This is a genomic window from Williamsia sp. 1138 (genome assembly GCF_002095435.2).
Taxonomy (GTDB): domain Bacteria; phylum Actinomycetota; class Actinomycetes; order Mycobacteriales; family Mycobacteriaceae; genus Williamsia.
Genome location: NZ_MJEJ02000053.1, coordinates 206,772 through 220,108 on the forward strand (window position 1 = coordinate 206,772; position 13,337 = coordinate 220,108).

Annotated in this window: 11 protein-coding genes; 4 read left to right on the forward strand and 7 right to left on the reverse strand. The window is 67.6% G+C overall.

Translation table 11 applies throughout. The features are described from left to right. Positions 1-3 precede the first annotated feature (3 nt). A complete protein-coding gene (locus tag BH683_RS25950; RefSeq protein WP_084839264.1) occupies positions 4-993 on the reverse strand; it encodes an ABC transporter permease in 990 nt (329 codons plus the stop codon). Next, positions 981-2,564 carry an ABC transporter substrate-binding protein gene (locus BH683_RS25955; RefSeq protein WP_084839168.1) on the reverse strand — a complete coding sequence of 528 codons (1,584 nt, stop codon included), beginning with the start codon at positions 2,562-2,564 and terminating at the stop codon, positions 981-983. The genes BH683_RS25950 and BH683_RS25955 overlap by 13 nt, the downstream gene beginning before the upstream one ends. Positions 2,565-2,670: 106 nt before the next feature. On the opposite strand from BH683_RS25955, the gene BH683_RS25960 reads away from it, so the two are divergent. Continuing rightward, the gene (locus BH683_RS25960; protein ID WP_084839266.1) at positions 2,671-2,988 is read left to right on the forward strand and encodes a metalloregulator ArsR/SmtB family transcription factor; all 318 of its coding nucleotides are present in this window, start codon (positions 2,671-2,673) and stop codon (positions 2,986-2,988) included. 89 nt (positions 2,989-3,077) lie between these two features. On the opposite strand, the gene BH683_RS25965 is transcribed toward BH683_RS25960, so the two are convergent. Both BH683_RS25965 and BH683_RS25970 read right to left on the reverse strand, forming a co-directional pair. Beyond that, the gene (locus tag BH683_RS25965) at positions 3,078-3,428 is read right to left on the reverse strand and encodes a DUF2304 domain-containing protein (RefSeq protein WP_084839169.1); all 351 of its coding nucleotides are present in this window, start codon (positions 3,426-3,428) and stop codon (positions 3,078-3,080) included. Between the two features lie 4 nt (positions 3,429-3,432). Next, on the reverse strand, positions 3,433-4,245 hold the full coding sequence (locus BH683_RS25970; protein WP_084839170.1) for a glycosyltransferase family 2 protein: 813 nt from the start codon (positions 4,243-4,245) through the stop codon (positions 3,433-3,435). Between BH683_RS25970 and BH683_RS25975 the strand changes: the two genes are divergently transcribed. Continuing rightward, the gene (locus tag BH683_RS25975) at positions 4,229-5,104 is read left to right on the forward strand and encodes a glycosyltransferase (RefSeq protein WP_084839171.1); all 876 of its coding nucleotides are present in this window, start codon (positions 4,229-4,231) and stop codon (positions 5,102-5,104) included. The genes BH683_RS25970 and BH683_RS25975 overlap by 17 nt on opposite strands. On the opposite strand, the gene BH683_RS25980 is transcribed toward BH683_RS25975, so the two are convergent. Continuing rightward, positions 5,048-6,295 carry a polysaccharide biosynthesis protein gene (locus BH683_RS25980; RefSeq protein WP_084839172.1) on the reverse strand — a complete coding sequence of 416 codons (1,248 nt, stop codon included), beginning with the start codon at positions 6,293-6,295 and terminating at the stop codon, positions 5,048-5,050. The two genes, BH683_RS25975 and BH683_RS25980, sit on opposite strands and share 57 nt — an antisense overlap. A 34-nt stretch (positions 6,296-6,329) precedes the next feature. Next, on the reverse strand, positions 6,330-7,694 hold the full coding sequence (locus BH683_RS25985) for a M1 family metallopeptidase (protein WP_084839173.1): 1,365 nt from the start codon (positions 7,692-7,694) through the stop codon (positions 6,330-6,332). A gap of 134 nt (positions 7,695-7,828) precedes the next feature. On the opposite strand from BH683_RS25985, the gene BH683_RS25990 reads away from it, so the two are divergent. Beyond that, a complete protein-coding gene (locus tag BH683_RS25990; protein ID WP_084839174.1) occupies positions 7,829-8,245 on the forward strand; it encodes a DoxX family protein in 417 nt (138 codons plus the stop codon). Between the two features lie 10 nt (positions 8,246-8,255). Here BH683_RS25990 and BH683_RS25995 read toward each other — a convergent pair whose 3' ends face one another. Further along, positions 8,256-12,056, reverse strand: coding sequence for a Pls/PosA family non-ribosomal peptide synthetase (locus BH683_RS25995; protein ID WP_094647778.1), 3,801 nt, complete (start codon positions 12,054-12,056; stop codon positions 8,256-8,258). A gap of 298 nt (positions 12,057-12,354) precedes the next feature. Between BH683_RS25995 and BH683_RS26000 the strand changes: the two genes are divergently transcribed. Beyond that, entirely contained in the window at positions 12,355-13,332 is a 978-nt protein-coding gene (locus BH683_RS26000; protein ID WP_084839176.1) for an alpha/beta hydrolase, read from the forward strand. Positions 13,333-13,337 lie beyond the last annotated feature (5 nt).

Below are 13,337 nucleotides of genomic sequence, written 5' to 3' on the forward strand. Positions count from 1 at the left end.
TGGTCACGCGCGCATCCCGATCCTGGGGTCCAGCGCGGTGGCCGCGGCGTCGGACAGGGCAGAGCCGAGCAGTACGGCCAGGGCTGCGCCGACGGTCAGGGTGGCCAACAGCGAGAAGTCCAGAGCCGACGCCGATTCGACGAGCACCGCCGCGACGCCGGGCCAGCCGAACACCGTCTCCACGATGGCGGCGCCGGCGATCACCTCGGGCAGTCGGGTGCCGAGCAGGGCCAGGGTCGGCGCGATCGAGGATGGCACGATGTGACCCTTGAGCAAGGCCCAGCCGTGGATACCGCGGGCACGCGCGGCGCGGATGGCATCGGTGCCCGCGGTGTCGACGACGGCAGCCCTCGTGGTCAGCAACAGCCACGGCACCTGCGAGATGGTCAGTGCGACAAAGGGAAGTACCGCGTGGGCGACGAGACCGCCGACCGTGTACGGATCGCCTGGTGAGCGGGCCCCCGACGTCGGGAACAGGCCGAGGCCAACGGCGAGCACCGCCACCAGCACCAGCGACACCACGAATGGCGGAACTGCAGCGAAGGTTGCCGACAGCGCCGAGCAGAGCTTGTCGAGTACTCCGCCGCGGCGCATCCCGGCCAACGCGCCCAGGGTGACCGCGATGAGGGTCGCGGCGATCAGGGCTGCGGCCGACAGGCCCAGGGTGAAGGGCATCCGCTGGGTGAGAACCGCCTCGACGGATTGCGACTGCGTCGACGACCAGCCGAGGTCGCCGGTGAACAGGTCACCGAGCCAGCGCCACCAGGCCGTGTACCAGGAGACATCGGTGTCGTAGGCGGCCCGCACCGCCTGCCGCTGAGACAGGGTCGCCGTCTGGTAGTTGTCCCCGAGATAGACCGCCAGCGGATCGAAAGGCGACAGTGAGGCGATCGCGAACATCGCCGCCGACACCGCCAGCGTCACCGGAACAGCGATCAGCGTGCGGATGCCCAGCAGGCGCGCAGCAGGCGCGAGGCGGCTCACCGCGTCCATGCGGCGGTATGCCACCACGGGCCCCAGGCGATCCCGTGGGAGTGCGGTTCGAGGATCGGGGGGCTCTGTTGCCAGCCCAGATCCCGATAGGCGTACGTGTGATCGAGGAACACGAGGAACACGTACGACGGCGCGGTCTTGTACAGCGACTGGATGTCCCGATACCGCGCATCGTTCTCCGGCGACGGCGCCGACTCGCGGGCCTGCTGTAGCAAGGCATCCATTCCAGGTGGGGCGAAGTCGCCCGGATTCGAATACGGCGAGGAATTCGGCACGCGGGTATGCAGCGTGTCGTACACCTGGGAGTCGATGCTGTACGGCGTGGCTCCGCCGCCGAGCACGACCGCTGAGGTACCCAGCAACGTCTCGATCTCGTCCCAACTGCTGCCCCGGGGGGTGACCTCGATTCCGAGCGGCTTCATGGCAGCTGCGAAGGCGACTGCCAGGTCACGACGCAGGGTGTCCTGAGCGTTGTAGAGCAGTTCGAAAGAGGCTTCTCGACCGTCCTTTTCACGTATGCCGGCCGGCCCTGTGACCCATCCTGCGGCATCGAGTACGGATTCGGCGCCGGTGGCGTCGAACGCGAACTCGGCGTCGGGATCGTAGGCGTCGCCGTAGACCGCCGCGACCGGTGTGCCGGCGGCGCGGCCGTGGCCATCGAGGACATCGGTGATCACGGCCTCGCGGTCGATGCCGAGGTTCATCGCCAGCCGGGCTCGCGGATCGGCAGTGAACGGGTTCTGCGCGGGAAACGACACCCCACGCCAATCGGCGGATTGGACGCCCACCGTCTCGACACCATCGCGACCGGCCACCGCCGCAAGCATTTTCGGAGGCAGACTCGCGCCGTCGACCTCACCGGCCGCGATTCGCTGAGCTCTGGTGTTGTCCTCGGGTGTGTAGGTGAACACCAGCGACGTCACCTCGGGGGTCTCACCCCAGTAGTCCTCGCGTGCGGTCATCACCGCCTGATCGGGCCGCAGACTTTCCAGTTCGTACGGACCGGTGCCCACCGGCGCGGTGTTCAGGGCCCAATCGGCGACCGGGGCGTCTTCGATCTTCTCCGACGGGGCGATACCGAGCAAGAGGTAGGGGGAGGGGTCTGCATCGGTGTTCATGGTGACCACGACAGCGCCCGGTCCATCGGCCCTGATGTCGACGATGGGGGTGAAGTTGGTGGAGATCTCCGACGCCACAACAGGATTGCGCACCGCGGCGTACGTCGTGACCACATCCGACGAGTCGAGGGTTGACCCGTCCGAAAACCTCACCCCGGCCCGCAGCGGTAGTCGCCATTGTCGCGGGCCCATCTGCGCGGGCCCGGAGGTTGCCAGCGACGGAACGAGATCCGGCAAGCGGTCGTCGGTGTCGGCCTGCGGCCGGAGCAGGCCTTCATAGATCGGCGAGACCCCGAGTTCGCCGTAACCGGCGACCGGGTTGTAACCGCCGAGCTCCTGGCCGTCGGCGAGAACGATGCGATCGGGTCGTTCGACAGGCGACCCTGCGCAGGCACTGATGGCAAGTGCGGCAGCGCTCAACGCGACCACTGCCCGCAGGCCACTTCGACGCACCGGCTGATCCCTTCGACTCCAATATGTGTCTGCGCAGACACATTAATGTGTCGTACCCTAACACCGGACGCAGCGGGTGGCAGTACGAGCGGCGAAGGGACTGGCGATGGCCGGGCACCAGCACACCGAGATCGATGGGTGGGCCAATCGCTTTGCGCTGCTGTCGGATTCCACCCGGCTGAGCTTGCTGACCCACATGCACGAGCACCCGGGGGCCACCGTCAGCGAGCTGGCCGACGCCGCGTCGATCACGGAGAACGCGGCGTCACAATCGTTGCGCGCCCTGCGCGCCCAGGGCTGGGTCACCACCACCAAATCCGGGCGGACCGTTCATTACCGGATCGTTCCAGACGCCATCGTCCACCGGATCCTGCACGACATCATGGGCGCCGAACACGCGGAGCATTCAGCGCACGAGCACTGAACGGACTGGGGTTTCTCGGCCCCGTCAGGGGTGTCGGAGGGGAATGTGCCCTCGATGGCTGCTCAGGGGGACGAATTTGGTGGCCGACCTCAGTCCTCGTCTGGCCGGTTCTCCAGTTTCGCGTTCTGCAGCGCGATCGCGCGAGCCAGGCGGGCGTACTTGATCTCCAAGTCGCGGAACCGCAGGTAGGTGCTGATCGTGGTGAACGCGAAGGCGACGACGAGGCAATACAGCACCAGGTCGGTGCCACGTCCGACCCCGACCCAGCCGGCGAGAGTGGTCAGGTCGTCGGGCCGCAGCAAGGCGTAGACACCGAACGCCAGGAAGCCGAGGAACGCGAGCTTCACCCAGGCCGATGCCCGGGCGTTGCCGCGCTGGGTGATGAAGTAACCGACCAGTGCGATGACGAACAGGATGAGGATGATCTGGATTGCCAGCATGGTGTTATCGCCTCATCCGGCCGTGGAGCAGGCCGTCGGCCAAGATGTTGACCCCGTTGAGCAACGACTGTCCCTTGGCCATCGAGTATTCGGTGTAGAGGATCGTCACGGGTTGCTCGGCGACCCGCCACTTGCGGGCGTCGATCAGCGCGACGAACTCCGAGGCGTGGCTCATCCCGTTCATGATGAGATCCAGCTCGGCGGCCACCTTTTTGTTGAACACGCGCAGGCCGTTGTGGGCGTCGGTCAATCCGAGTCGCCGGGTGCGCGGGCTCAGGAAAACGATGGTGCGCAGCGCCATTCGCTTGATGATCGGAACGCTCTTGCTGCGATCGTCCGCGAAACGGGTGCCGATGACCATGTCCAGTGGCTCGGTGCGCAGACGCTCCAACATGGCGACCACGTCGTCGACCTGGTGCTGGCCGTCGGCGTCGAAGGTGACGAAGTACGCTGCGCCTGGTTGGGATCGGGCGTACTCGACCCCGGTCTGGATGGCGGCCCCCTGCCCGAGGTTCACCGGATGGCGTACCAATCGCACTCCGGCGGCCAGGATCTCGTCCGCGGAACCGTCTTTGCTGCCGTCGTCGACGCAGACGATGTTGGGGAAGGTGAGTTTTGCGGCGGAGACGACCGAGCGGATCACCGGAGCTTCGTTGTACACCGGGACGATCAGCCACACATCGCCGTTGCCGTTGCTGTCGACGGCAGGTGAGTCAGCGATCTCACACACCTCCGCGCGCTCGTCGAGAAGAAACAGGCCGATAGGGAGTCTAACGGCACCGGCGGCGTATTCTTCCACCGTGCTGGTCGACGTCATGCTGCCGTTCTACGGCGACATGTCCCTCTTCCAGGCCGCAGTCCGCAGCGTTCTCGCGCAGACCCATACCCGGTTCCGCCTGGTCATGGTGGACGACCAATATCCCGACCCCGAGCCTGCGCGCTGGTTCCAGGCCGTCGACGACCCCCGGCTGCACTACCTGCGCAACACCGAGAACCTCGGGGTCAACGGCAACTTCCGGCGCTGCGTCGACCTCGTGGAGGCACCTGCGTTCACGATCATGGGGTGCGACGACCTGATGGGTCCGGACCATCTGGCCCGCGCTGTCGCCGCGCTGGCAGGCAATCCCGACGCCGCGATCGTGGCGGGTGGGGTCGAGGTCATCGACGCCTCCGGGACCGTCGTACGGCCCCTGGGGGACCGGGTGAAGTCGATGCTGGCGCCGAGCGCGGCGACCACCCTGCGCGGCGAAGAACTGGCCGCCGGTCTGTATCGCGGCAACTGGACCTATTTCCCGTCGCTGCTCTGGCGCCGCGACATCGCCCGGCCGATCGGTTTCCGGGAGGGTCTGGAGGTGGTCTTGGACCTGGCGCTTCTGGTGGACATCGCCCGATCGGGCGGATCACTGGTCTTCGATCCGGAGGTGACGTTCTCCTACCGGCGACACGTGGCGTCGGTCAGTTCGGTCCGTGCGGTCGACGGCAGGCGCTTCGCCGAGGAGCGGGAGTTCTTCGCCGCAGAGGCCAGGACGTGCGAGTCGCTGGGCTGGACCACCGCCGCGAAGGCCGCCCGTCGTCATCCCACCTCCCGGCTGAATGCCGCGACACTGCTGCCCGGCGCGCTACTCGGCAGGCAGTGGCCGGTCGCCGGGGAGTTGGCTCGGCACCTCGTGCGCTGAGCCCGGACGCGCCGCCGCGACAAGGTGCACGGACATGCCGACCAGCGGGCCGACGATCAATGCGAGCGGCACCCGCACCTCGAGGTCGGCCGGGATGAACAGCAGTCCGATGCTGACCGCGGTGCCCACCCACCACCCCGTCGCGTAGAGACGGTGCCGACCGGCTGCCAGTGCCATCGCACCGGTCAGCGTGAGCGCTGCCATCGCGACGGCCCCTGCCGTCAGGGCGGCCACGGTGGTTCCCGACAGCCGGTAGTCGCCACCGAAGATGTTCTCCAGCAGCCACGGGCCGAGCAACCACGCAGCGACCGAGCCCACTGCGCCGACCCCGATCACGATGCCCAGCGGCACCGTGAGGGCGTTGAGCAGCCGTTCCCGATTCTCGACGAAGCGGCTGATGAGAGCCCCTTGGAAGCTGTTCAACGGCACCAGCAGTGGAGCCCTGGTCAGGGTCACCGCCAGGATCACCGCCCCGGCTGCGGAGTCGAGGGCGCCGCTGGTGGAGAGCTTGATCAACACCGGGAAGCCCATGACCAGGATCGCACTTGCCAGGGCCGCGGACATCGCGGTGAACGTGTTGCGGGCGAGTTCGCGGGTCGCGACATCACCCCGGACGCCGAGGGCCGCGCGCGCGGGACGCAGGAACAGCAGCACGACCGCCGAGGACACCGTGCCCGCCACCGTGATGATCAGGAATGCACCCAGACCCCACCCCTCGGCGACGGCGATGACGGTCAAGGTGAGGCGGATGAGGGCGTCGACGACGAGCAACGTCCCGAACGGGCCCCAGCGGCCGAGTCCCGAGAGCGCGCCGCCGAGGCCCGCGTAGATCCCGAACGCAGCGACCCCGGCCGAGAGCAGCGCCACCGATTCCAGGCGATGCGATTCGAACACAGTTGTCGCCCAGCCGATTGCGGTGACGGCGACGACGGCGCCGAGGCCGAGACCGACCATTGCGTTGAGCGGCATCGGACGCGCGCCGGGCGCAGGCCCGTCTTTCATCCGCGCTCCCCGGACCGCCCGGGTCGTCTCTTGGAGTTGACCGTTCTGGGTGCCCGTGACCAGGCCGTACGCCGCCCAGAACACGGCGAACGCGGCATATCCGTCGGCCCCGAGACCGCGGGCGGCGAGCAGCAGCACCAGATACCCCGAGATCGCGGCGACCACCGTCGCCAGTGCCACCCGGCTCATGGGCACACCTGGCTCATCGGGCCACCCCGTCCCACTAGAGCCCTGGGTACATCGGCAGCGACCGCTGCCCCAACCACTTGTCCCAGAGATCGTTCAGTGGCCGCGGACTGAACCGCGCGGCGAGTCCGGTGAAATCCTCGGTGGTGACCGAGCTGTACCGGTACTGACGTGTCCACTCCCGCAGCAGATCGAAGAACTTGTCGTCGCCCACCTGTTTGCGCAGGGCGTGCAGGGTCAGCGCGCCGCGCTTGTACACCCGGTCGTCGAACATCTTCTCCGGCCCCGGGTCGCCGATGATCAGATCGACCGGCGACGCGGCGAGGCGATCGTAGTACTTGCGTGCGTGTGCCTCGGCGGTCATGCCACCCGACCGTTCCGACCACAGCCACTCGCTGTAGCAGGCGAAACCCTCGTGGAGCCAGATGTGTCTCCACCGGTTCAGCGTCAGGGAATTACCGAACCACTGGTGCGCCAACTCGTGCGCGACCAGGCGTTCATACGATCCGGAGCCGTCGCAGTGGTTCGCGCCGAAGATCGACATGCCCTGGGCCTCGATGGGGATCTCCAGCTCGTCGTCGGTGATCACCACGGAATACTCCGGGAACGGGTAGGGGCCGAACATGTCCACGAACGCATCCATCATCTGCCGCTGCTTGGCGAAGTCGTGCTCGACGTTGCGTCGCAGGGCCGGCGGGAAGACCGCGTGGATGGGAACGGGCTTGGTGGTCAGTGTCTTTCGGGTGTACTGGCCGATCTGGATGGTGGCCAGGTACGACGCCATCGGCTCGACCTGCTCGTACACCCACGTCGTCTGCGCGGCCCTGATCCGCTTACGGATCAGCACCCCGTTGGCGACGGCCATGAACGGGGTGTCGGTGGTGATCGAGATGCCGTAGGCGGCCTTGGACGTCGGGTGGTCGTCGCAGGGATACCAGGACGCGGCCCCGTTGGGCTGGCTCGCGACCAGCGAACCCTCCGTGAGTTCCTCCCAGCCGACCTCGCCCCACCGGCCGCGGATCGGCCGCGGGTTGCCGGCGTACTTCACCAGGATCGTCATGACACCGCCCGCAGGCAGGTCCGTGGCCATCGTGATGGTCAGCTTGCGGCTGCGATGAGAGAACCGGCGCACCTTCTCGCCGTTGACGGTGACACGATCGACCTTCAGCGAGTTCGACAGGTCGAGGGAGAACCGACCGAGAGTGCTGACCGTGGTCGCGGTGATCACCGCGGTACCCGCAAGACGGTTCGTGGCCACCTTGTATTCGAGGTCGAGGTCGTAACGGGACACGTGATACCCGAGATTGCCGTTTCCGGGCAGATAGGGATCGATACCGTCGGAGGGGTCGCCGAGGAGCGGCTGTCCGGTCCCACCTGACCGCCTGCCTGGTTTACCCGGCACAAATCCTCCAGTTCCAGCTGATTTTTGGTTCTTCATGACGTTACATGGAGTGTGCGGCGACGGCGCTCGAAGACCCGTGGTGCCGGCGGCCGGGATTCCTCCACGCGTGTACATCGAGGACAAGGACGACAGTCATGGGTACATCTCGAAATTTCGCTTCTCTGGTGGCCAGGGTCATCCTCGGCGTCATCTTCATCTTCCACGGCTGGCAGAAGTTGCACACCAACGGAATCGACGCCACCGAGGCCTACTTCAAGATGCTCGACATCCCGCTCCCGAAGGCCGCGGCCTGGTACTCGGCGTTGGTGGAGTTCGGCGGCGGGATCCTGCTGATCCTCGGGGTGCTGATGCCCCTGGTGTCGCTGCTGCTGATCGCCGACATGATCGGTGCCATCTTCTACGCCCACATCGACAACGGGTTCTGGAATGCAGACGGTGGCTACGAGTTGCCGCTCGCGCTCATCGCCGGTCTCGTGGCCGTCGGACTCGCCGAGACCGGTCGAACCGGTGCCGACGGATATCTCACGAGCCGACGGCGAAACCGGGTCTAGCGCCACCACGTCAGTTCCACGGTGCGATCGGATTACCTTGCCAACGGGTCGAATCCGGCACCACGTCACCGCGCATGACCAGCGACGCCGGGCCGACGGTCGCGCCGGCACCGAGTCCGGCGGCGGGCAGCGCCACACAGTGCGGCCCGAGGGTGGCGCCAGGTCCCAGGACCACCTCGTCGATCGCCATCACGCGGTCGTGGAACAGGTGGGTCTGGACCACGCAGCCGCGTTGTACGGTCGCGCCGTCGCCGAGGGTGACGAGGTCGGCCTCAGGGAGCCAATAGGTTTCGCACCAGACGCCCTTGCCGATGTGGGCGCCGAGCATCCGCAGCCACAGGTTCAGGATGGGGGTGCCGGTCGCCGCGTTGGCGAACCACGGTGCCGCGACCGTCTCCACGAACGCGTCCGAGAGCTCGTTGCGCCACACGAAGGAACTCCACAGCGGATGCTCGGTGGCTTCGATCTTCCCGACCACGGCCCACTTGGCCGCGGCGGCGATACAGCAGGCGGCGGCCCCGGCAACCAGCAGGACCAGTCCGCTGACCGCAGCAGCGATGAAGTAATTCGAGGACTGGGCGATGTACTGCAGTCCGATCAGCACGAACAGTCCCAGCCCGAAGGTGATCATCACGGGGATCAGTCGCAATGTCTCCACGAACGCGCGGGCCGCCTTCAGCTTCAGCGGCGGATCGAAGGTCCGCGACGTATCTGACTGGGCGGCGGCGCGGCGCAGACGTACCGGCGGGCTACCCAGCCAACTCGACCCCGACTTCGCCTTGCTGGGGGTCGCCGACAGCACAGCCACCAGAGAGTTCTTCGGGACCTTGCGGCCCGGGCCGGTCATCCCCGAGTTGCCGAGGAAGGCGCGCTTGCCGACCTTGGCCTCATCGATGTGCATCCAGCCACCGCCGAGTTCGTACGACGCGACCATGGTGTCGTCGGCCAGGAACGCGCCGTCGCCGACGGTGGTGAACTTCGGGATCACCAGGGCGGTGGAGATCTCGGTGCCCTTGCCGATGTCGGCGCCGAGCAGCCGGAACCACCAGGGCGTCAGCAGCGAGGCGTAGAGCGGGAAGAGGAAGGTTCGCGCCGCGTCCATCAGCCGTTCGGTGACCCATACCTGCCAGCCGACGCGCGAGCGCACCGGGTGATAGCCCTTCTGCATCCCGATGGACAACAGCCGCACCAGCACCGCGGTGATGACCGCGAAGACGAGCAGGCTCACCAGGGTTGCGACGGGGAGCAGTGCGACGGATCGCAGTGCGACGGACCGCAATCGGTCGGCATCGGCGGCCCAGCTGCCGATCACCGCGAGCCCGGCACCGAGGGACAGCAACGGCACCCCGGCGAGCAGGACGGACGAGATCCCGAAGATCGGCACCCAGTAGCTGCGTTTCTCCGGCCGGTGATCGGGCCAGGGACGCTGGGCCTTGCCGGTCTTGACGGCGGGTGACCCGGCCCAGAGTTGGCCGCCCTTGATCTTGCCCATCACGGCGCTGCCCGGCGCGATCTCGGCGTTCGGGCCGATCCGGGTGCCGGGCATGAGAGTGGAGCGGGAGCCGACGCTGGCTCCGGAACCGATCTCGATGTCGCCGATGTGGACCACGTCGCCGTCGATCCACCAGCCGGCCAGATCCACCTCGGGTTCCACCGAACAGCCGTCGCCAAGGGTGATCATGCCGGTGACCGGGGGCAGGGTGTGCATGTCGACGCCGCGGCCGATCTGCGCGCCCAGCGAGCGGGCGAAGTAGATCATCCACGGGGCTCCGGACAGATTCGCGGCGCCGCTCGCCTCGGTCAGCCGTTCGGCGATCCACAGCCGTAGATGCACCGACCCGCCGCGGGGGTAGTCGCCGGGCTCGACCCCGGCGAGCAACATCCGGATCCCGGCCGCGGCGGTGACCATCCGGCCGAGCGGAGTGATGAAGACGATGAACGCGGCGACGACGATCCACCAGTTGATCGGCGTGATCCAGGCGGCGTCGTAGAAGCGCGACAGCACGTTGTTGGCGATCGCCAGCCAGGTGACCCACTGCAGGCCGGTGAGCGTGGTGAGCGGCACCGACAACGCGACCTGCGCGAGACCGGCCCTGCGTGGGGTCGGTGCGACGATGCGGGGTTCGGTGACTGCACCGGGATTGATGTCGTCGAGCATCTGCGCCAGTGAGCCCAGCCGCGGATGGTCATAGAGATCGGCGACGGTCACGGTCGGGAAGCGCTGGCGCAGGATCGTCACCAATTGGGCTGCGGCCAATGAGCCACCGCCCTCGGAGAAGAAGTCGGCCTTGGTGTCGGTGATCGTGACCCCGAGTACCGAGGTCCAGTGCTGTGCGACCCAGGCCTCGGTGGCTCCGAGATGACTCGTGTCGTCATCTCCTCCGGAGGACGGCAGCGGCCAGGGCAAGGCGTTGCGGTCGACCTTCCCGGAGGTGCGTGTCGGCAGCTCGTCGACCAATACGAGCCGGGGGATCAGGGCTGCGGGTAGCTGGTCGGACAGGTGGTCACGAGCCGCGGCGAGGTCGAAGCCGGGATCGGTGGAGACGAGGTAGCCCACCAGTACGGAGTTGCCGGCGGCCGATTTTCGGACCGCGGCGGCCGCGCCGCCCACTCCGGGCAGGTGCTGCAGGGCGTTGTCGACCTCGCCGAGTTCGATGCGGCGTCCACCGACCTTCACCTGGTCGTCGGCGCGGCCCATGAACACCAGGCCTTCGACCTCGAACCGCACGAGGTCGCCGCTGCGATAGGCGCGATCCCAGCCCAGGGTGGCCATGGGCGAGTACTTCTCGGCGTCTTTGGCCGGGTCGAGGTAGCGGGCCAGTCCGACGCCGCCGATGACCAGTTCGCCGACCTCCCCGGGCGCCACCTGTACGCCTTCGGCGTCGACGACGGCCAGATCCCAGCCGGCGAGCGGCAGCCCGATACGCACGGGCTTGCTGCCGTCGAGAAGCGCGGCGCAGGCGACGACGGTTGCCTCGGTCGGACCGTAGGTGTTCCACACCTCGCGGCCGTCCACCGCGAGCCGTTCGCCGAGCTCGGGCGGGCAGGCTTCGCCGCCGAAGATCAGCAGCCGGACGGCCTCGAGGGCCTCGGGCGGCCAGAGGGAGGCGAGGGTCGGGACCGTCGAGACCACGGTGATGTCGCGTTGCACCAGCCACGGGCCGAGGTCCATCCCGGACCGCACCAGCGACCGCGGGGCGGGGACGAGGCAGGCGCCGTGACGCCAGGCCAGCCACATCTCTTCGCAGGAGGCGTCGAAGGCGACGGACAGCCCGGCCAGCACCCGGTCACCCGGGCCCAGTGGCTCGTCCTGCAAGAACATCTGCGCTTCGGCGTCGACGAACGCGGCGGCGTTGCGATGGGTGACGGCCACGCCTTTCGGTGTCCCGGTGGAACCCGAGGTGAAGATGATCCAGGCGTCGTTGTCGATGTCGGGGCGGACGGCATCGCCATCGGTGTCGCTGCGGGTGAGCCCCAGGTCCGACGGCCAGGTGAGTCCTTCGGCGCCGAGGATCGCTGCCACCTTCGCCTCCCCGAACACGAGGGTGGCGCGCTCGGGCGGATCGTCGGCGTCGACGGGGACGTAGGCGGCTCCGGCGGCGAGGGTCGACAGAATGGCCAGGTAGAGCTCGCGGGAGCCCGACGGCATCCGGATCCCGACTCGATCACCGAGGCCGATCCCTCGACTCCCCAGCCAGACCGCACCCTCATCGACGAGTTCCATCACCTCGGAATAGGTGAGGACGACGTCGCCGTCGTCGATGGCGGGCGCATCGGGATGGGCTGACGAGGTCTCCGTCAAGATGTCCATCAGGGTCCGTGCGGTCGGCGCCTGCGCAGATCTGTTGAACTGCGCGAGGGTCGGAGCGGTCACCGAGGTCCTTCCTTCGTCGTACTTGGTCCGGTCATTGTCTCAGCTGGGCGCGTACCGCGATGCCCACGAGAGGACGCGTCGGGCATTTTCCAGCCATTGCGCTGGCTCAACAGCGCAGGTGAGAGCCGTAACTTCACCAACGGTTGGCCTCCCGTTCACGAACACGGAACCGGCGGGCCTTGTCGTTGCAGGCGGCGCGCAGCAGGATGGAAGTAACCGTGGAAGGGAGTAACAGATGGTTGTGACCAGGCACCGCCACCCGAGCCTTCGCTCGTACCCGGTCTGGCTGGCGTCGCGACTGCTGATCAAACCGGCCCTGACGCTGTGGCCGATCGGGGCGCTGGGGCTGCGGCCGCTGTTCCTGATCGACGAGATCTTCGCCCTGGGTCCCAAGGCCAAGGGGATAGTGCGGGAGCAGATGCAACTGGCTGGGCGGCCGGTGGAACTGTCCTTGCCCGCCGGCCCGAGCAATCGCGATGACGCCACCGCGATCCTGTACCTGCACGGCGGCGCGATGGTCGTGTGCGGTCTCGCCACGCACCGGGCGGTTGCTTCTCGGTTGTGCCGCGACACCGGGTTGCCGGTGTACTCCGTCGCCTACCGGCAACTGCCCGAGGCGGGGGTCGGTACCTCGGCGACGGACGCCTATCAGGCCTACCGGGAGCTCATCACCGAGCGCGGTTTCTCTCACGTGGTGGTGGCCGGGGATTCGGCCGGTGGCTTCCTGTCGGGCAAGGTCATCGAGTTCGCACACCGTGATGGGATGCCAGCTCCCGCGGCATTCATCGGTTACTCGCCGCTGCTCGATCTCGATCTCGCGGCCAACCCGGACCGAACGAGCAGATCCGACGCGTATCTGCCGATCGGCAAACTGGGCAAACTCCGGCCGCGGTTCGATCAGGGCCCGATCGCGCTACGCGGCGCCCGCCGTATCGCCGACGTTCCCTCGGAGGCGTTCCCGCCGACGATCCTCGTCACGGCCGAAGACGAGATGCTCGAACCCGACGCGCTGGAGTTGATCGAGAACCTGGCGGCCGACGGGGTGCAGGCCGAACTGCACAGTTATTCCTGGCAGGTCCACGCGTTCCCGGTGCTCGCGGGCAGGCTGCCCGACGCACTGCGGGCCATTGCGCGTACAGCCGCATTCGCCAAAGAGGCCGCCGCTGCGGCGCGCGTCGGGCGCGAGAACAGTGAACTAGAAGGAGTGGGTTGATACCG